20 protein-coding genes and 1 tRNA gene are annotated in these 16,959 nt (G+C 64.1%); 4 read left to right on the top strand and 17 right to left on the bottom strand.

The annotated features are described in order from the left end of the window. Window positions 1–82: 82 nt before the first annotated feature. From HWE17_RS03170 to HWE17_RS03160, 3 genes are all read right to left on the bottom strand, one after another. The gene (locus HWE17_RS03170; RefSeq protein WP_176387792.1) at window positions 83–427 is read right to left on the bottom strand and encodes a hypothetical protein; all 345 of its coding nucleotides are present in this window, start codon (window positions 425–427) and stop codon (window positions 83–85) included. 69 nt (window positions 428–496) lie between these two features. Further along, window positions 497–1,318 (bottom strand): helix-turn-helix transcriptional regulator, encoded by an 822-nt coding sequence (locus HWE17_RS28885; RefSeq protein ID WP_217916685.1) that lies wholly within the window; start codon window positions 1,316–1,318, stop codon window positions 497–499. Next, complete coding sequence (locus HWE17_RS03160; RefSeq protein WP_176387791.1) at window positions 1,308–1,853, bottom strand: YbhB/YbcL family Raf kinase inhibitor-like protein; 546 nt, start codon at window positions 1,851–1,853, stop codon at window positions 1,308–1,310. Before HWE17_RS03160 ends, HWE17_RS28885 begins: the two co-directional genes overlap by 11 nt. Before the next feature lie 220 nt (window positions 1,854–2,073). On the opposite strand from HWE17_RS03160, the gene HWE17_RS03155 reads away from it, so the two are divergent. Together HWE17_RS03155 and HWE17_RS03150 are read left to right on the top strand one after the other, a co-directional pair. After that, window positions 2,074–3,231 (top strand): PepSY domain-containing protein, encoded by a 1,158-nt coding sequence (locus HWE17_RS03155; protein WP_176387790.1) that lies wholly within the window; start codon window positions 2,074–2,076, stop codon window positions 3,229–3,231. A gap of 84 nt (window positions 3,232–3,315) precedes the next feature. Next, the gene (locus tag HWE17_RS03150) at window positions 3,316–3,738 is read left to right on the top strand and encodes a PaaI family thioesterase (protein ID WP_034752471.1); all 423 of its coding nucleotides are present in this window, start codon (window positions 3,316–3,318) and stop codon (window positions 3,736–3,738) included. Window positions 3,739–3,784: 46 nt separating this feature from the next. Here the strand turns inward: HWE17_RS03150 and HWE17_RS03145 are convergent, their stop codons facing one another. The 7 genes from HWE17_RS03145 to HWE17_RS03115 form a co-directional block, all read right to left on the bottom strand. After that, window positions 3,785–4,480: an anti-sigma factor gene (locus tag HWE17_RS03145; RefSeq protein ID WP_176387789.1), complete on the bottom strand. Its 696-nt coding sequence runs from the start codon at window positions 4,478–4,480 to the stop codon at window positions 3,785–3,787. After that, window positions 4,477–5,067 carry a sigma-70 family RNA polymerase sigma factor gene (locus tag HWE17_RS03140; RefSeq protein WP_035823247.1) on the bottom strand — a complete coding sequence of 197 codons (591 nt, stop codon included), beginning with the start codon at window positions 5,065–5,067 and terminating at the stop codon, window positions 4,477–4,479. Before HWE17_RS03140 ends, HWE17_RS03145 begins: the two co-directional genes overlap by 4 nt. 85 nt (window positions 5,068–5,152) lie before the next feature. Next, window positions 5,153–5,674 carry a peroxiredoxin gene (locus HWE17_RS03135; protein WP_070303151.1) on the bottom strand — a complete coding sequence of 174 codons (522 nt, stop codon included), beginning with the start codon at window positions 5,672–5,674 and terminating at the stop codon, window positions 5,153–5,155. Window positions 5,675–5,756: 82 nt separating this feature from the next. Next, a complete protein-coding gene (locus tag HWE17_RS03130) occupies window positions 5,757–6,443 on the bottom strand; it encodes a BON domain-containing protein (protein WP_051959223.1) in 687 nt (228 codons plus the stop codon). Continuing rightward, window positions 6,436–7,032: a phosphoheptose isomerase gene (locus HWE17_RS03125; RefSeq protein ID WP_034752465.1), complete on the bottom strand. Its 597-nt coding sequence runs from the start codon at window positions 7,030–7,032 to the stop codon at window positions 6,436–6,438. Before HWE17_RS03125 ends, HWE17_RS03130 begins: the two co-directional genes overlap by 8 nt. A gap of 57 nt (window positions 7,033–7,089) precedes the next feature. Further along, window positions 7,090–7,449: a YraN family protein gene (locus tag HWE17_RS03120; RefSeq protein ID WP_099403908.1), complete on the bottom strand. Its 360-nt coding sequence runs from the start codon at window positions 7,447–7,449 to the stop codon at window positions 7,090–7,092. Window positions 7,450–7,458: 9 nt separating this feature from the next. Further along, complete coding sequence (locus HWE17_RS03115; RefSeq protein ID WP_176387788.1) at window positions 7,459–8,670, bottom strand: penicillin-binding protein activator; 1,212 nt, start codon at window positions 8,668–8,670, stop codon at window positions 7,459–7,461. 165 nt (window positions 8,671–8,835) lie between these two features. On the opposite strand from HWE17_RS03115, the gene rsmI reads away from it, so the two are divergent. Continuing rightward, window positions 8,836–9,744, top strand: a complete 909-nt coding sequence (rsmI, locus tag HWE17_RS03110) for a 16S rRNA (cytidine(1402)-2'-O)-methyltransferase (protein ID WP_070303149.1) — start codon at window positions 8,836–8,838, stop codon at window positions 9,742–9,744. 8 nt (window positions 9,745–9,752) lie between these two features. Here the strand turns inward: rsmI and HWE17_RS03105 are convergent, their stop codons facing one another. From HWE17_RS03105 to HWE17_RS03095, 3 genes are all read right to left on the bottom strand, one after another. Next, window positions 9,753–10,190: a hypothetical protein gene (locus HWE17_RS03105; protein WP_035823239.1), complete on the bottom strand. Its 438-nt coding sequence runs from the start codon at window positions 10,188–10,190 to the stop codon at window positions 9,753–9,755. Beyond that, window positions 10,129–10,740 (bottom strand): nucleotidyltransferase domain-containing protein, encoded by a 612-nt coding sequence (locus tag HWE17_RS03100; RefSeq protein ID WP_240943393.1) that lies wholly within the window; start codon window positions 10,738–10,740, stop codon window positions 10,129–10,131. Before HWE17_RS03100 ends, HWE17_RS03105 begins: the two co-directional genes overlap by 62 nt. 63 nt (window positions 10,741–10,803) lie before the next feature. Beyond that, complete coding sequence (locus HWE17_RS03095; protein ID WP_176387787.1) at window positions 10,804–11,403, bottom strand: hypothetical protein; 600 nt, start codon at window positions 11,401–11,403, stop codon at window positions 10,804–10,806. Between the two features lie 205 nt (window positions 11,404–11,608). On the opposite strand from HWE17_RS03095, the gene HWE17_RS03090 reads away from it, so the two are divergent. Beyond that, a tRNA-Pro gene (locus HWE17_RS03090) sits at window positions 11,609–11,685 on the top strand. Window positions 11,686–11,849: 164 nt separating this feature from the next. Here the strand turns inward: HWE17_RS03090 and HWE17_RS03085 are convergent. The 4 genes from HWE17_RS03085 to bioB form a co-directional block, all read right to left on the bottom strand. After that, the gene (locus HWE17_RS03085) at window positions 11,850–12,773 is read right to left on the bottom strand and encodes a hydroxymethylglutaryl-CoA lyase (RefSeq protein WP_176387786.1); all 924 of its coding nucleotides are present in this window, start codon (window positions 12,771–12,773) and stop codon (window positions 11,850–11,852) included. A 1-nt stretch (window position 12,774) separates the two neighbouring features. Then, window positions 12,775–13,707 carry a glyoxylate/hydroxypyruvate reductase A gene (locus HWE17_RS03080; protein ID WP_176387785.1) on the bottom strand — a complete coding sequence of 311 codons (933 nt, stop codon included), beginning with the start codon at window positions 13,705–13,707 and terminating at the stop codon, window positions 12,775–12,777. A 10-nt stretch (window positions 13,708–13,717) separates the two neighbouring features. After that, entirely contained in the window at window positions 13,718–15,745 is a 2,028-nt protein-coding gene (locus HWE17_RS03075; protein ID WP_176387784.1) for an acetyl/propionyl/methylcrotonyl-CoA carboxylase subunit alpha, read from the bottom strand. A 162-nt stretch (window positions 15,746–15,907) separates the two neighbouring features. Next, window positions 15,908–16,954 (bottom strand): biotin synthase BioB, encoded by a 1,047-nt coding sequence (gene bioB / locus HWE17_RS03070; RefSeq protein ID WP_046681747.1) that lies wholly within the window; start codon window positions 16,952–16,954, stop codon window positions 15,908–15,910. Between the last annotated feature and the right edge of the window lie 5 nt (window positions 16,955–16,959).

Here is a 16,959-nt window from a genome sequence, read left to right as displayed (position 1 = left end):
AACCTCAAAGTGTCAACGCCAGGCGGCACGGCGTGTCAGAACACGGCGGTGCAGCCTGAAAAATGGATAAAACAGCGTGGAATTACAGTGAGGCTGCAGGCGGGCCGCGCACGGGCGGCAGGATCAGGGCGGCGACGGGCGCCAGGGTGGCGGGCGCGATGGCCAGCAAGCGGTAGGGCAGTAACTGGGCGGGCGGCTCGGCGATGGCCGGCGGCACGGCGATGTCGGCCACCTTGTCGATGGCGGTGGCGCACAGCGCACACTCTTCCGCGTCGAGGCTCGTCTTGTGCAGGTGCGAGGCGGCCGTCGACAGCAGGAACACGAGGGCCAGCGCACTGAACAGCGCCACGCACAGCCGCCACGGCGTGCGCGCGAGGGCGGCGGCACCGTGATGAGCAAGCTTGCGGGTGGGCTGGCGGGAAGACATGGGCGCATAGTAGCAAGAAAATCGCCCCGTTGTCAGCGCTTGTTGCAATTCGATTGCGGTGAGAAGACCTTACAGGGTGGCGCGCAGTGCGCGCGGCGACAGGCCGTAGTGCTGGCGGAAACGGGCCGCGAAGCGCGAGGGCGAGGCGTAGCCGCAGGCGGCCGCGATGTCGCCGATGGGTAAGATGCCGGATTGCAATTCCTGCAAGGCCAGTCCCAGCCGTACGTCTTCCAGAATGGCGCGGAAATGGCGCTGTTCCAGGGCCAGCTGGCGGCGCAGGGTGGACGCGCCCAGGTGCAGATGGCTGGCGACTTTGGCCACGCTCCAGTCGGCGCCCGGGTCCAGCAGCAGCACTTGCTGCACGCGCGCGGCCAGCGGATCGCGGCGGTCCAGCAGCAAGGGGCCGCAATGGCCGCCCAGGGCCAGGGCCAGCAGCAAGCCTTCCGCCTGGTGCGCCAGCAGCGCGGGCGGTGCGCTACCCGCCAGGCTGGCCATCAGCTGGTCCCAGGCCAGCGCCGCGTGCACGTCGAGCGGCACGCACAGGCTGGCCGTGGCCGCCTGGCGCAGCTGGGCATCGACGAGGCCGCCATGGCGCGCGCGGAAACGGGCGATCAGGGCCGGTGAAAAACTCAGCACTTCAGCCCGATAGCCTTGGGCGCCGGGCAGGTTGGCCACGCCCAGTTCCTGTCCTGCCGGCATCAGCACCACGTCGTGCGTGCCGGCGCGGGCCTGGCAAGCGCCCCATTCCAGCAGCTTCGTTCCCTGCCGCACGCGGCACAGGGCGCTCTGGAAGACGGGCACGCGGCGCAGGGTTTGCGCGCGGCGCGCCTCGATGGTGCCGTGGGCGATGCGCAGCTCGCTCAGGGCCACCGCGTCCATCTCATCGGCCATACAGTCCCGTCAGCTGCGCCTTGCCCAGCGCGTTGGCGTTGAGCATGTAGCCAAGCATGGCGCCGCTGGCGTGCTGGTCCAGCGGCAGCTTGTCCGTTTTCAGCGCCCAGATCGTGATCTGGTAGCGGTGCGCCTTGTCGCCTGGTGGTGGGCAGGCGCCGCCGTAGGCGCTGTCGCCGTAATCGTTGCGTCCTTGCATGGCGCCTGTGGGCAAGGTGGCCGCCGTCGTTCCCGCAGGCAAGGATGTGGTGGACACTGGCAAGTTAAACACGCTCCAGTGCCACCAGCCGCTGCCCGTGGGTGCGTCCGGGTCGTACAGGGTGATGGCGTAGCTGTTGGTGCCGGCCGGCGCGCCGTGCCACGACAATTGCGGCGACAGGTTGCCGCCCGTGCAGCCAAAGCCCTGGAACACTTGCGCCGGCGCCAGGGTCTGGCCAGGGGCGATGTCGGCACTGGTGACCGTGAAGTCGGCGGCGTGGGCGCCCAGGTGCAAAGCGAGACCCAGCGTGACGGCGAGCAATCGGGAGGTGGTCATGGTTTTCCTTTCGATGAAGTATAGGGGAAAGTGTATGTCGTGCAACATTAACTTGCGATGCCGATGCGCTCGCTGATGGTGCCGAAACGCTCGTTTTCACCTGATTTCAATGTTCCCATGAGCGTGTTGTTGCGTTTGCCGCTTCCTTCCTGCGCATGATTTTCACTGCGGAGCTTTCATGCTATCGTTCTGCAGCCCAATTTCCCCGAGTCGCCTCCCCATGTCCAAACGCCCGAGCAAATGGTTGATCAGCAAACTGCACCTGTATGCGGGCCTGTGGTTTGGCGCCCTGTTTGTTTTGCTGGGCTTGACGGGGTCCGCCATCGCCTGGATGCCGGAACTCGACGCGTATCTGAATCCGACCTTGTTGCAGGCGAGCACGCCCGCGCCCGGCCAGGTGTTCCAGGTGACGCCGCGCACGGTGCAAGCGGTGGTGGATGGACTTGCGGCCGACCCCGCCTACGGCAAGCCAGCCCAGCTCAATCCGCCCGCCGATGCGCGCGACGTGTACGTGGCCTCGTACCGCCAGGCGGACAAACCGTCCCCCTTCAGCCAGGCCATCGTGCGCCAGGTGATGGTCGACCCCTACACCTTGCAAGTCAAAGGCGAGCGTGACTGGGGGCGTTTCGGCCTCACGCGTCCGCTGCTGATGTCGGGCATGTTTCATTTGCACCGCTATGGTTTGTCAGGCGAAGTGGGCAAGACGATTACCGGTATCTCGGGCGTGATGCTATTGCTGATGGCCTTGAGCGGCATTTATCTGTGGTGGCCGCGCCTGCAGTGGACGGCGGTCAAGCGCGCGCTGACGGTGTCGCATGGCGGTTCCTGGCCCCGTTTCAATTACACGTTTCACAAGGCGGCCGGCTTTTTTGCCGCGCCCGTGCTGGCCGTGCTCGCTTTTTCCGGCATCTATTTCAATTTGCCGCAATTGATCGTGCCGCTGGTGGAACTCGTCTCGACGGCGCCGGACAAGGCCAAACTGAAAAATCTGCAGCAGGATGGCGAGCTGCTCGATGCGGGCCAGGCCATGGTCGCCGCGCAACAGCTGTATCCGCAGGCGCGCGTGTCGCGCATCGTGCTGCCGGCGAAAAAGGACCAGCCCTACGACGTGCGCGTGCGCCAGCCCGGTGAAATCGCCGAGGGCGACGGCGCCACGCGCATTACCCTCGACGCGCGCAGCGGCTTGCCCCTGCGCATACGCGACCCCTTGCGGGCGCCGGCCGGAGACGTCTTCCTGGGCTGGCAATTCCCCCTGCATTCGGGCCAGGCGTTCGGCGTGGCCGGGCGCGCCTTCATTACCGTCTTCGGTTTGATGCCCTTGCTGTTCCTGCTGACGGGGACACTGGTGTGGTGGAAACGGCGGCGCGGCCGGAAATAGGCGGCCGCCAGACCGGCGCGGGAAAAGTTGCTATCATCATAGTATTTTCCGGCGTATCACGGATTCACCCGCACAAGGACCAGCATGAGCAATCCCGACATCACCGTAGCAATGTTGAATGAACGCGGCACCGGCCGCCTGCCCGGCCACCTGGGCATCGTCATCACGGAAGTGGGCGACGGCCAGCTGACGGCGGAATTGCCCGTGCTGCCGCACTTGCTGGCGCCGAATGGCTACCTGCACGCGGGCAGCGTGGTGACCCTGGCCGATACGGCGTCCGGCTATGGCTGCATCGTCAACCTGCCCGAAGGCGCCAGCAACTTCACGACCATCGAATTGAAATCGAACCACCTGGGCACGGCCCGCGAAGGCACGCTCACCTGCACGGCCAAGGTCGAGCACAAGGGCCGCAACACGCAAGTGTGGGATGCCGTAGTGAAAAGCAAGGAAACGGGCAAGACGATAGCCCTGTTCCGCTGCACGCAGATGATTCTGTATCCAAAGTAAGCCGGTAGGTCGGGTTAGCAGCAGCGCTGCGTAACCCGACATTCCACTACAGCCTCACCCAGTTACCCTTGTACAAGATAGGTCCCGTCGGTCCGTCCGGATTCGGCGAACCGCCTTTCGGCTCCAGGGTAACGGCCAGCAAGGCCACATCGCTGCCGATGGCGCGCTGTGACAGGGCCAGTGTCACGTTGCCCTTGTCGGCCAGTAAACCGAGGGAGCGCGGGTTGCCGCTCTTTGGCACGGCCCACAGTTCCAGGTCGCGATCAGCAGGCACCGGCGCGTTGCCCACCATGCGCACCTCGAGCGCGCCGTGGCGGCTGTCGGCCGTCAGCAGCAGGGCCGTTTGCGCTTTCTCGTCCGTCAGGCTGGCCACATAGCTGATTTGCGGCGCGTCCATCACGCGCGTGGCCACGACGATCACCAGCAGCGCGGCGATGGCGCTCGACGCCATGCCCAGCGAACGCCAGAACGACAGCGAATCGCGGAACACAGACCAGCCGCCCTGCGGCTTCAGGTGCAAGCGCTGTTCGATCTGCTGCCACACGCGCTTGGGCGGCGCCACGGGCGTGGCGAATTCGGCCATCGGTTCCAGGCGCTGGCGCCATTCGGCCGTGATATTGCGCAAATCGGCGTCATTGTGCAGCCAGCCTTCGAAACGCCGCCGCGCGCCGCCTTTCAGGGTGCCCAGCACGTATTCGGACGCCAGTTTCTGGCGCAGCACGTCATTGCCGCGGATATTCATGATGCCTCCCGTTTCGCCAGACACGTGCGCAGCCGTTCCAGGCTGCGGCGTATCCAGGTCTTCACGGTGCCGATCGGCAGCGACATCTGCTGCGCCACTTCGCTGTGCGACAGGTCATGATAAAAGGCCAGGGCGACCACCTGCCGGTGCAGCCCTTCCAGGGCCGACATGCAAAACGCCAGCGCTTTGGCGTCACCGCTCAGTTGCAGTGACTCGATCGGCGTGGCCTGGGGGTCTCGGAGTGCATTCATGACTTCGCTATCAAACTGTTCGGCATCGATTTCCACGGTATCGTCGCTGCGCCGCAGCACATCGAACGCCTTGTTGCGCACGATGGTGGCCATCCAGGTCATCGGCGCCGCCAGATGGCTCTGGTAAGTGGCGGCGTTGTTCCAGATGGCGACGAACCCCTCTTGCAAGGCTTCTTCAGCGAGCTCTTGCTTATGCAATATACGCAGCGCGAAGCCAAACAGTTTCGATGAGGTGGAGTTATATAGCTGACGGAACGCGGTGGCGTCCTTGTTGCCGGCGGCGAGCAGCCAGGTTTTCAGTTGTTGCGGGTCGAGCGATTGAGCGGCTAGGGACACGGCTGGCCTTCACAAGGGGATTGGGATCACGCCTGGGAAGGTTATAACGGTTTGGCAACACTTGGCAACAAGGTTTTGTGCCGTGTTATCCCGCGATGGCCGATTCCAGCAACTTGTGCAGCTCGGCGAATTCCGGCTTGCCCACGTAGCGTTTCAGGATCTTGCCCTGCTTGTCGAGCACGAAGGTGGTGGGCGTGAGCGCCACGTCGCCATAGGCCTTGGCCGCTTCGCCCGTCACGTCGAGCGCCACCTTGAACGGCAGCTGGCGCGTTTCGGCGAAGTTCAGCACATAGTTGGCCGGATCGTATTTCATGGCCACGGCCACGAATTCCAGTCCCTGTCCCTTGTACTTGTTGTAGGTGTCGACCATGTCCGGCATTTCCGCCACGCAGGTGGTGCACGAGGTGGCCCAGAAATTGACCATCACGACCTTGCCGCGCAGGCTGGCCGACGTGATTTTTTCGCCATGGATGCCGTGGAAGGTCACATCCGGCGCGCTTTGCTTGTCATTGAGCGACAGATAAGCGGCTGCCGCCACGCCCGCCACGAAGACGGCGATCAGGGCTGGCTTGACCCAGGACTTGCTTGCGGATGGCGAAGTTGACATGGTTTTCATTTGAAAAGCGCGGCGATGCGGCCATTATAGCCGTATCGCCGCATCAAAGCCGTAGGTCAAACGGAGGAGGCGCTTACTGCTGCACCGTGTCGCTGACCGTGTTCGTCGTGCGCTGCTGCGGCGGGTCGGGCTGCAATTGCTTCAGTTCCGCTTCCGAAATGTAGTCGAACAGCTTGACCACTTTCTGCACGCCGCCCACGCCGCGCGCCACGTCGGCCGCGACCGTGCCTTCGCGCTGGGTGACTCTGCCCATCAGGAAGACGGTGGCGTTCTCGGTGACGACCTTGAACGAGGCGGCCGAGATGGTTTTCATGTCGACCAGGCTGGCCTTGACCTTGGTGGTGATCAGCGCGTCGTTCGAGCGCGAGGTATAGCTGGCGGGACCGGCGATGATCAATTCATTGGCCACCGATTCCACGCCCTCGATATTGCGCACTTCGCGCTCGACGGCATTTTTCATCGCCTCGTCGCGCACTTCGCCCGTCAGCAGGACGCGGCGGTTGAAGCTGGTGACGTTGACGTGGCCCACGTCGCCGGTGATGGAGGGGATGCGCGACTCGCCTTTGAGGGCGATCGACTTGTCTTCGGTCTGGGCGCCCAGGGTACGGCGGTCCGCTGCGGCCACGCCGCCCATCACCGCGCCGCCGACCATCAGTTCGATGCAGCCGGTGAGCGAAGTGAGCATGGCGCCGCACAAGAGTGCGGTGGCCAATGGGCGTTGCACGCGTTTCCAGCCTGGGCCAGTACCGAATTTAGTCATTCACGTCTCCTCCGAATAGCGCGACGTCGATGCCGTCGCAGATGCAATGTATGGTGGTCAGATGGACTTCCTGGATGCGCGCCGTGCGCTCGGCCGGCACGCAGATATGCACGTCGGCGTCCGTCAGCATCTTGCCGATGGCGCCGCCGTCCTTGCCCGTCAGCGCCACGACGCGCATTTCGCGTTCGAGCGCCGCTTCCACGGCCGCCATCACGTTGGCCGAATTGCCCGACGTGGAGATGGCCAGCAGGATGTCGCCGGCCTGGCCGAAGGCCTGCACCTGTTTCGAGAAAATCTCGCGGTAGCTGTAATCGTTCGCCACGGCCGTCAGGATCGACGTATCCGTCGTCAGCGCCAGGGCCGGCAGCGGAAAGCGTTCGCGTTCGAAGCGCCCGACCAGCTCGGCTGCGAAATGCTGGCAGTCGGCGGCGGAACCGCCGTTGCCGCAGGCGAGGATCTTGTTGCCGTTGGACAATGCATAAAACATCAGGTCGATCGCCTGCGCAATCGGTTGCGCCAGTACGGTGGCGGCCTGGATCTTGAGTTCGGCACTTTCGTGGAAGTGCGAGAGGATGCGTTGATTATTCATAGTCTGCCGATTATAGTGCAGGCGCGCGGCATGGCGGACAAGCACTGTTAAAAATGCTTACATATCGAGGATGTTCTTCAGCCAGCTGATGCGTCCGCCATCGATGGCCAGCGCGTCGAAGCGGCACGGCGGCACGGTTTTTTGCCTCAGCAGCCAGGTTTGCGCGGCCACCACCATGCGCCGCTGCTTGGCTGGCGTGATGCTGGCCAGGGCGCCGCCAAAGGCCGCACTGCTGCGCAGCCGCACTTCGACGAAGACGACCGATGCGCCATCGCGCATGATCAGGTCGAGTTCCCCACCCTTGCACAAATAGTTGCGCTCTAGCAGCACCAGGCCTTGCAGCAACAGATACGCGAGCGCATCGTCTTCCCCTTGCCGTCCCCGTGCCTGTTTATTCTGGAAAGGCAGGGGTGGCATGGCGTGCTCTTACTGGGCCGGCGGCACAGAGACAGGCGTGGGCGCGGCCGGCGGCCAGGTGCCCAGCACGCCCTGCTGGTAGGTGGCGGCTTGCTCCGTGCGTTCGAACACGCTTTGATTATCCTCAAAGCGCACGGCCAGGCGACCCGTCACGCCATCGAGGGTAAATGGCGCGTTCGGCCGCAGCGCCACTTCGCGCGCCACGCGGAAGGCATCGATGCCCAGCGCGTACAGGCGTTCCATGTCGGCCGTCAGCCGGCGTTCGGCAGGTTGCTCGGGCTGTGGATACACCATCACTTGCGGATGGTCGCGCTGCACCTGCCATGGCAAGTCCAGCAGGCGCGCACCGTCGAGCTCAGGTCCGCTGGCGCCGCGTCCCGTGCCGGGATTCAGGGACGAGGTGCCATACAGCGGCAAATCGCTGCCGATGGCCACGCGCAGCTGGCGCGCCTGGTCGGCGTCGAGCGCGGCAAACAGCAGACCCGGCGGCGTGGCGGCCAGGCGCGCGCGCAGCTGCACCAGCTCGGCATCGCTCAGGTAGCCATTCGTGGCCGTCAAGTCCATCGTCTCGATCTTGCCGCCCTGGCGCAGCCATTCCTGCTTGAAGGCGGCGCTGATGCGACGCTGCGAGGGCGAACCGGCCGACAGGATCAGCGCGCTGGCGCGAGGCTGTTCGCTGGCGGCCCAGGCGGCGACCTGGCGCGCTTCCGCCTCGATCGACAGGCCCATCACCAGCAGCTTGGCCGGCAGGCGCGCCTCGCCGCGGTTGTCCGGGTGGTTCAGGGCGATCGTTGGTTTGCGCACCAGGTCGCTGTTCGCCACGGCCGTGACGGCCGAGCGCGACAAAGGCCCGACGACGATGTCCTGTTCTTCTTGTGCTTGCGCAAACTTGTTCAGCACGTCGCTGCTGCCGTCGCCCGTATCGATCACCGTCACTTCAAAGCCGCTGCGGTCACGCTCGTAGGCGGCCATGAAGCCGGCGCGCAGCAATTCGGCGGCCGGTCCCAGGGACGCCGAGCGCAGCGGCAGCAGCAGGCCGATGTGGTGGACCTTGCCGTCGGCCGGCGCCGGCGCCGTGGCGGCCGGCATGTCGAGTGGCGTGCCGGTGGCCGGCTTGGTGGTGATGGGCGCCAGTGGCGCGCCGTTGCCGTCATACGCGGTAATATCGGGCACGGCCACGGCAAACGTCACCGGTTCGGGCGCGGGCGGCTTGGGCGGCACGGGTGGTGGCAGCGGCTTCGGAGGCGGCAGCGCCCTTGTGTTAGATTCAATAGGCGCGCACAATTGCCCGGGCGCGTCGCAAGGCGTGCTGCAAGCGCTCAGCATGCCGGTCGCGGCACAAACAAGCAGTAACTTCACACTATTAGCAAGCATTTAACCTCCAAAATGACCGTACAAGAAATCAGTTCCATCGCCAGCCTGCCCATCATGACAGAGGCGGCGCACCAGGTCTATCCTATCGCAACATTGTATATAGTGGCCACGCCCATCGGCAATGTGACCGATATCAGCCTGCGCGCGCTGCATCTGCTGAGCCTTGCCGATGCCGTCGCCTGTGAAGATACGCGCAACACGGCGCACCTGCTGACGCGCTTTGGCTTGAACAAGCCTCTGATTGCGGCGCATCAGCATAATGAACGCGAAGTGGCGCAGACCCTGATCGCCCGCCTGCACGCCGGCGAGCGCATCGCGCTCGTGTCCGACGCCGGCACGCCCGCCGTGTCCGACCCCGGCGCGCGCATCGTCGACGCCGTGCGCGCGGCCGGCCTGCGCGTGCTGCCCCTGCCCGGCCCGTCGGCGGCCATCACCGCCATTTCCGCCAGCGGCTTGTTGAATGACCAGTTTTACTTTGTCGGCTTCCTGCCAGCCAAGGCCAAGCAGCGCGAAAACATGCTGCACAGCCTGCGCGGCGTGACGGCGACCATGGTGTTTTATGAAGCGCCGCACCGCATCCTCGATTGCGCCACGGCCCTGGTGGAAGCGTTCGAACCGACGCGCCAGGTGGTGTTCGCGCGCGAACTGACGAAACTGTTCGAGGAAATCCACCGCTGCCCCCTGTCCGAAGCGGAGGCGTGGATACGCGCCGATGCGCACCGCGAAAAGGGCGAGTTCGTCGTCCTGCTGGAAGGCGCCACGCAAGCGCAGGACGCGGAAGACGTGGAAGCGGAGCGCATCCTGAACATTTTATTGGCCGAGTGCAGCGTCAAGCAGGCGGCAAACCTGACGGCGCAAATCACGGGGCGCAAGAAGAATGCGCTGTATGAAAGGGCGTTGCAGTTGAAGGGGCAGGAATAAAGAAGAAGTCAGGCTGGTGGCCTGACATCGAGCGCTAGCGCTGCTGCGAGCAGCAGCTCCACGTGTTCAATCAGCTCATCGACAAAGCCTGCCGTGACATCGAGCTCGCCTTCGTATTCGGCCAGGTTGCGCTTCTTGTGCGCCTGGCTTAATAGTAGCCACTGCTGTGGCGTGAAACCCAAGGTGTGTTCCAGACTCTGGAAAACGAGATAGCGGTTGTCGCTGCGATAACCATGTTGGCGCAGCGCAGACAAGGCGGCCGCATGCGCCGCGTTATACGCCAGGTCGAAGCGGCTTTCCAGCGACAGTATCACCTGTCTGGCGTCACGCAGGCGCACGGTGGCCGAGCGCAGCAAGCCGGCCCGTTCGCGGGCGTCGGGTGGCTCAGCCTTGAGCTGGCCGATGCGCGCCAGATTCGCCAGCGCTTGCGAGCTTGATGAATTCATCGTCGCCCCCTTTGACAAAAATCTTGGGCTGTTCGAGGATGCGCACGACGAACGACTTGCCCTCGTCTATTCTCTGCCGCCATTCTTCTGGCGTGTACAAGGTCGGGTTGATGCTGCGCCCCAGTTGCTGCTGCACTGGCTGCAAGGCCGTCAGTAACTGGGCGTTTGATGCCATGCTGCCGATCACCATCAGGTCGATATCGCTGTGCGCCTGTTCCGTGCCCTTGGCCATCGAACCGTACACGAAAGCCAAGTCGATTTCCTGCCAGTGCGGCTGCAGCGCAACGCGCAGCACATCGGCCACGCCGAAGGTTTTCAGTACGATGCTGCGCAGCTCGTCGAATATCGGCGCATCGTGATTCGCCTGGTAATGCTTCTGGTTGCCCACCTTTTTCACCGTGACCAGGGCCGATTTCACCAGCTTGGCCAGCTCGCGTTGCACTGCACCCGAACCGATGGCCGCGAAGGCGATGATTTCATTCGCATAGAAAGAGCGTTGCGCCTGGCCAAAGAGCAAGGCCAGCACGCGTTGCTGTGTCTTGGAAAACAATGTGTCTGCATAGATACCCATATTGGGTATGTTAGTACCCAATATGGGTATAGTCAATCTTCTTCACCACTTGCAGCCGCTATCCTTCTTGTCCAGCAACATCATCACGGGCGCCAGCAAGCCTGCGCCTGAGTAGGCAGTGCGGCAGTCGCCGCGCTTGCCTTGCGCGATGTCGCGCGCCAGCTGGGTTTCCGTTTGCAGCGGCTTGTCGGGGATTTGCCCCACGGCCGTACCCACCTTGGACGGGTCGCGCTCGCCGGCCATCTTGCGCGCCGTCCTTCTGGCCGCGTCCATGTCGAACTTTGGCGTCTCTTGCGTGATGGTATCGGCGCTGGCCGCCGGCGTGGCCGGTGATGCCGGCACCACCGTGATGGCTTGCGGGCTCGATGCTGGCGCCATGGCGGCCGGCGGCGTTTCCCGGACAGTGGCGAGTTTAGGCTTGCTGATGGGCTTGGGTTCACGCTTCGGCTTGGCGACTTCGACGGGCGGCGGTGGCGGGGGCGGCTTGGCGGCCAGCGGACGTATCCACACGGCGATCGACTCCACGCGCGGGGCCGTGTCCATCCGCGCGGCCGGCTGCACATGGCGCCACAGAGTGATCAAGGCGCCATGCAGCAGCAAGGACACGGCGATGCCCAGCGCGATGCCGCGGCGGTTCGGCATGGGCCGGCCGCCGTCGTTTCTTTCTATCCTGAACTCCATTGCCGTTGTCGCCTTCATGTCTGATCGGGAAAACTTGCCAAGCCAGTGTCGCATACTTCAATCGTTTTGAAAAATACATGGGTTCCAGTGCCGTCTGTAAATAATTTACATAGAGTTTCACCTGACCCTTGACCGAAGTCGATACGGCCTGTATTATCTTGGTCTTCGGAGTGTGGCGCAGCCCGGTAGCGCACCTGGTTTGGGACCAGGGGGTCCAAGGTTCGAATCCTTGTACTCCGACCAAATTTGTAGAAAAAAACCCAAGAGTTTCGGCTCTTGGGTTTTTTTTCGTCTGTACAGTTCACGTAGGTCGGGTTAGCGCGCAGCGCGTAACCCGACAACAGTGTTGGCCATGGCTCTGGTGGCGTCGGATTACGCGTGGCGTTGCCACGCTAATCCGACCTACCTCAAACAGCGGCGCGTTTCGCCGCGATGGCGTTGCCCGCCCGGCTGGAACCCTTGCGTCCCAGCTGCTGCGAAATGAACTGGCCCGCGTCGACCACCAGGTCCAGGTCGATGCCGGTGGCGATACCCAGTCCCTGCATCATGTACAGCACATCTTCGGTGGCCACGTTGCCGGTGGCGCCCTTGGCGTAGGGGCAGCCGCCCAGGCCCGACACGGACGAGTGATAGATGGCGATGCCCGTTTCCAGGCTGGCGTAGATATTCGCCAGCGCCTGGCCATAGGTGTCGTGGAAGTGGCCGGACAGGCCGCCCACGTGGAAAGCCGCGATGGCGCGCTCCATCACCGCCTGCGTTTTGCGCGGCGTGGCCACGCCGATGGTGTCGGCGATGTCGATCTCGTCGCAACCGAGGTCGCGCATGCGGCCCACCACGTCGGCCACGGCGTCGAGCGGCACATCCCCCTGGTAGGGGCAGCCGAAGGCGCAGCTGATGCTGCCGCGCAGGCGCAGGCCGTGCTGCTTGGCCGCCTTCGCCACGCCTTCGAAGCGGGCAATCGATTCCGCGATGGAGCAGTTGATGTTCTTTTGCGAGAAGGCCTCCGAGGCGGAACCGAAGATCACCACTTCATCGGCCTTCGCCGCCAGCGCCGCCTCGAAACCTTGCATGTTCGGCGTCAGCGCGGAATACATCGTGCCGGGGCGGCGCGCGATCTTTTCCATCACTTCCGCGCTGGTGGCCATCTGCGGCACCCATTTCGGCGAGACGAACGATGCCGCCTCGATGTTGGCGAAGCCGGCCAGGGTCAGGCGGTCGACCAGTTCGATCTTGACGGCGGCGCTGATGGTTTCCTTCTCGTTTTGCAGGCCGTCGCGCGGACCCACTTCGACGATTTTGACCTGCTTGGGCAAACTAGCTTGAGCATTCATTTCAATATCCTTGCAAACGGTTGACGATGCCGGCGACGACTTCTCCGGCTTGCAGGCGGCGCATCTTGGCGGCGATCTGCGCCACGCTTTCGCGGCGCAGGGTGGCGGCCGAAATATGCGGCGTGATGGTGATGCGGGGTTCTTGCCAGAACGGGTGCTGCTGCGGCAGCGGCTCGTTGCGGAACACGTCCAGTGTCGCCCCGGCGATATGCCCGGAGCGGATCAGGGTCAATAAATCCGGCTCGGCGATATGCGCGCCGCGCGCCACGTTGATGACGTAGGCGCCCGGCAGCAGCATCGACAGGCGCGCGCGGTCGAGCAGGTTGTGCGTGTCCGGCGTGAGCGGCAGCATACATACGAGCACGCGCGTGCCGCGCAAAAATGCTTCCAGCCCCTCTTCGCCCGCAAAGCATTGCACGCCATCGGCGTGTTTTGGGCTGCGGCTCCAGCCACGCAAGGGAAACTCGAACTGTGCCAGCGCATCGAGCACGCGCGTGCCCAGCACGCCCATGCCCAGCACGCCGACGGGGAAATCCGCCTTGTCGAACGCTGGCAGCGGCTGCCAGATGCCGGCGCGGCCCTGCGCCTCGTAATCGTCGAAGCGGCGGAAGTGGCGCAGCACGGCGTGGCTCACATATTCGGCCATCTGCACGCCCATGCCCGCGTCATCGAGACGAATCAACGGCACGTGGGCCGGCAGCGCGTCGCCGAATTTCAACAGCGCGTCGACGCCGGCGCCCGTGTTGAAGATGGCCTTGACGTTCGCCAGTTCGGGCAGCATGGCGGCGGGCGGCTGCCACACGACGGCGTAGTCGCACGGCGCGCACGTGTCGCCTTCGCGCCAGAAGGTAATGTCGGCCTCGGGCAGCAAGTCGCGCAAGTCGCTGATCCACGCCGCTTCCTTGCCATCCGAACGTTGTAACAGGATGCGCATGTGCTTACCTCTATGCGGCAGCCTTGAAGGCCAGCAGCGGCGCGCCATCGGCCACCTGGTCGCCGACGGCGTACAGCACGTCTTCCACCAGGCCGTCGTGCGGCGCGGCGATCGTGTGCTCCATCTTCATCGCTTCCATGATGACCAAAGGCTCGCCCTTCTTGACGTCCTGGCCCTTGTTCACCAGCACGGCGACGACCTTGCCCGGCATCGGCGCCGTCAGGCGCCCGCCTTCCGCTTCCACTTCGCCCGCATGCGCCATCGGATCGTTGTAATGCAGTGTGTAGTGCAAGCCATTGCTAAACACGTGGAACTGTTCTCCATCGCGCAGCACCGTGCCGTGCACGGCACGCTCACCGAGCTTGATGTGCAGCTCGTTGCCTGTGTGTGCCGTCAGGCTCAAGGGCTGGCCGTTGAACAGCCAGCCATCCGTCTTGTAGGCAACGCGCGCCGTATAGGCCTTGCCCTCGCCGGCCAAGGTGAATTCATCGGCGAACGACAGGCTGCGGCCCAGGGTGCTGTTCAGACGCCAGCCCAGGGCATTGCCCCACGGGTCGGCGCGCTGCAGCGATTGCGCTTCGGCGGCCGCTTTTTCTTCCAGCAGCAGGGCGACGGAGGCCAGCGCCAGGGCCGTGTCGGGCGCCGCCTGCAGGGCGGGGAACAGCGATGCCTGATTGCGCTCGATGAGGCCCGTATCGAGATCGGCAGAGCTGAATGCCTGGCCTTCGACCAGGCGTTTCAGGAAAGCGATATTGCTGGCCAGGCCGACGATCTGGTAATCGGCCAGCGCCTGCGCCATGCGTGCCAGCGCTACGCGGCGGTCCGCGCCCCAGACGATCAGCTTGGCGATCATCGGGTCGTAGAATGGCGAGATCGCATCGCCTTCGCGCACGCCCGAATCGATGCGCACGGCGGCTGGAACTACCGTGCCACCGAGCTCGAACGTGACGGCCGATGGCGACTGCATATGGCGCAGGGTGCCGATCGATGGCAAAAAGCCCTTCTCCGGATTTTCCGCATAGATGCGCGCCTCGATGGCGTGGCCGTGGATCGCCAGTTCGCTTTGTTTTTTCGGCAGCGGCTCGCCAAAGGCGACGCGCAACTGCCATTCCACCAGGTCGGTGCCGGTGATCATTTCCGTCACCGGATGCTCGACCTGCAGGCGCGTGTTCATCTCCATGAAGTAGAACGAACCATCCTGGTTGGCGATGAATTCCACCGTGCCCGCGCCGACATAGCCGACGGCCTTGGCGGCGGCAACAGCCGCCTCGCCCATGGCCGCGCGTCGGTCGGCTGGCATGCCCGGCGCCGGTGCTTCTTCCAGCACCTTTTGATGGCGGCGCTGCACCGAGCAATCGCGCTCGAACAAGTAGATGCAGTTGCCCAGGGTGTCGGCAAACACCTGGATTTCGATATGCCGTGGACGCGACAGGTATTTTTCGGCCAGCACCTTGTCGTCGCCGAAAGAGCTGATCGCTTCGCGCTTGCACGAGGCCAGCGCGGCCTTGAAGTCGGTGCTGTTTTCAATGACGCGCATGCCCTTACCGCCGCCGCCGGCCGACGCCTTCAGCAGTACGGGGTAGCCGATCTTGTCGGCTTGCGTGTGCAGGAAATCCGCATCCTGTTCTTCGCCGTGGTAGCCGGGCACCAGCGGCACATTCGCCTTTTCCATCAGCGACTTGGCGGCCGACTTCGAGCCCATGGCGCGCATGGCGGACGCCGGCGGGCCGATGAAGACGAGGCCCGCCGCCTGGCAGGCATCGGCGAAGTCGGCGTTCTCGGACAGGAAACCATAGCCGGGGTGGATCGCCTGGGCACCAGTGGCCAGCGCCACGGCGATGATCTTGTCGCCGCACAGATAGCTTTCCTTGGCCGGCGCGGGGCCGATCAAGACGGCTTCGTCGCACACGGCGACGTGCTTGGCGTTGGCGTCCGCTTCCGAATACACGGCGACGGTCTGGATGCCCATGCGGCGCGCGGTAGCGGCGACACGGCAAGCGATTTCGCCGCGGTTGGCGATCAGGATTTTAGTGAACATGGTCTCTCTCTATTCTCTCAAAAAGGGGCAGCTGTCTCTTGTTATGGACGTTGTGTGCTGGCGTGTCGGCTTACGCGCTTTGCGCTAAGCCGACCTACGCATTGGTGAGGCGGTATTCGTAGGTCGGGTTAGCCGGCACGGCGTAACCCGACAAGGCTGTCATCAGCAGCCGCACTTCTCTTTCTGCACCGATTCGAGCATGGCGCCGCGCGTCTGCAAGCCCAGTTTGCCGAGCAAGACGCGGTCGTCTTCGGCTTCCGGGTTGTCGGTGGTGAGCAGCTTGTCGCCGTAGAAGATGGAGTTGGCGCCCGCCAGGAAGCACATCGCTTGCACGGCTTCGCCCATCTGGCGGCGGCCGGCCGACAAACGCACGCGCGCTTTCGGCATGGTGATGCGGGCCACGGCGATCGTGCGCACGAATTCGAACGGATCCAGCGCTTCCAGGCCAAACAAAGGCGTGCCTTCCACCTGCACCAGGTGGTTGACGGGCACCGATTCCGGATACGGATTCAGGTTCGCCAGCTGGGCGATCAGGCCCGCGCGTTGCAGACGCGTCTCGCCCATGCCGACGATGCCGCCGCAGCACACTTTCAAGCCAGCTTCGCGCACGCGGCCCAAAGTATCGAGGCGGTCCTGGTATTCACGCGTGGAGATGACGTTGTCGTAGAACTCGGGCGCCGTGTCGAGGTTGTGGTTATAGAAATCCAGGCCCGCGTTTTTCAGGCGGTCCGCTTGTCCCTCTTCCAGCATGCCCAGGGTGGCGCAGGTTTCCAGGCCCAGCGCTTTGACTTTGCTGACCATTTCTTCGACCTTGTCCATGTCGCGGTCTTTCGGGCCGCGCCAGGCGGCGCCCATGCAGAAGCGCGTGGCGCCATTGGCTTTCGCCTGGCGGGCCGCGTCGAGCACCGTGTCGATGTCGAGGATTTTTTTCGCTTCCACGCCCGTGTCGTAGCGGGCCGCCTGCGGGCAGTAGCCGCAGTCTTCCTCGCAGCCGCCCGTTTTGATCGACAACAGGGTCGCCAGTTCCACGTCGCCGTCGGGGAAGTTGATACGGTGGGTTTGCTGGGCCTTGAACATCAGGTCATTGAATGGCAGGTCGAACAGGGCCAGTACATCATCGATGGGCCAGGTGGCCGCTTCTGGCAGGGTGATGCGCGCCGCAGGGCGGTGCAGTTCGACGGTTTTTGCTGCTTCTTGGACTACGGACATGGTGA

Origin of the sequence: Janthinobacterium sp. BJB401 (assembly GCF_013372745.1) — a bacterium.
GTDB classification, from domain to species: domain Bacteria; phylum Pseudomonadota; class Gammaproteobacteria; order Burkholderiales; family Burkholderiaceae_D; genus Janthinobacterium; species Janthinobacterium rivuli.
The sequence above is the reverse complement of the archived record's forward strand: the minus strand, read 5'-3'. Positions and strand labels throughout refer to the sequence as shown.

Coding starts and splice junctions, on each gene's coding strand:
- HWE17_RS03170 (WP_176387792.1), bottom strand. CDS start 427: ATGTCTTCCCGCCAGCCCACCCGCAAGCTTGCTCATCACGGTGCCGCC.
- HWE17_RS28885 (WP_217916685.1), bottom strand. CDS start 1,318: ATGGCCGATGAGATGGACGCGGTGGCCCTGAGCGAGCTGCGCATCGCC.
- HWE17_RS03160 (WP_176387791.1), bottom strand. CDS start 1,853: ATGACCACCTCCCGATTGCTCGCCGTCACGCTGGGTCTCGCTTTGCAC.
- HWE17_RS03155 (WP_176387790.1), top strand. CDS start 2,074: ATGTCCAAACGCCCGAGCAAATGGTTGATCAGCAAACTGCACCTGTAT.
- HWE17_RS03150 (WP_034752471.1), top strand. CDS start 3,316: ATGAGCAATCCCGACATCACCGTAGCAATGTTGAATGAACGCGGCACC.
- HWE17_RS03145 (WP_176387789.1), bottom strand. CDS start 4,480: ATGAATATCCGCGGCAATGACGTGCTGCGCCAGAAACTGGCGTCCGAA.
- HWE17_RS03135 (WP_070303151.1), bottom strand. CDS start 5,674: ATGTCAACTTCGCCATCCGCAAGCAAGTCCTGGGTCAAGCCAGCCCTG.
- HWE17_RS03130 (WP_051959223.1), bottom strand. CDS start 6,443: ATGACTAAATTCGGTACTGGCCCAGGCTGGAAACGCGTGCAACGCCCA.
- HWE17_RS03125 (WP_034752465.1), bottom strand. CDS start 7,032: ATGAATAATCAACGCATCCTCTCGCACTTCCACGAAAGTGCCGAACTC.
- HWE17_RS03120 (WP_099403908.1), bottom strand. CDS start 7,449: ATGCCACCCCTGCCTTTCCAGAATAAACAGGCACGGGGACGGCAAGGG.
- rsmI (WP_070303149.1), top strand. CDS start 8,836: ATGACCGTACAAGAAATCAGTTCCATCGCCAGCCTGCCCATCATGACA.
- HWE17_RS03105 (WP_035823239.1), bottom strand. CDS start 10,190: ATGAATTCATCAAGCTCGCAAGCGCTGGCGAATCTGGCGCGCATCGGC.
- HWE17_RS03095 (WP_176387787.1), bottom strand. CDS start 11,403: ATGCCGAACCGCCGCGGCATCGCGCTGGGCATCGCCGTGTCCTTGCTG.
- HWE17_RS03085 (WP_176387786.1), bottom strand. CDS start 12,773: ATGAATGCTCAAGCTAGTTTGCCCAAGCAGGTCAAAATCGTCGAAGTG.
- HWE17_RS03080 (WP_176387785.1), bottom strand. CDS start 13,707: ATGCGCATCCTGTTACAACGTTCGGATGGCAAGGAAGCGGCGTGGATC.
- HWE17_RS03075 (WP_176387784.1), bottom strand. CDS start 15,745: ATGTTCACTAAAATCCTGATCGCCAACCGCGGCGAAATCGCTTGCCGT.
- bioB (WP_046681747.1), bottom strand. CDS start 16,954: ATGTCCGTAGTCCAAGAAGCAGCAAAAACCGTCGAACTGCACCGCCCT.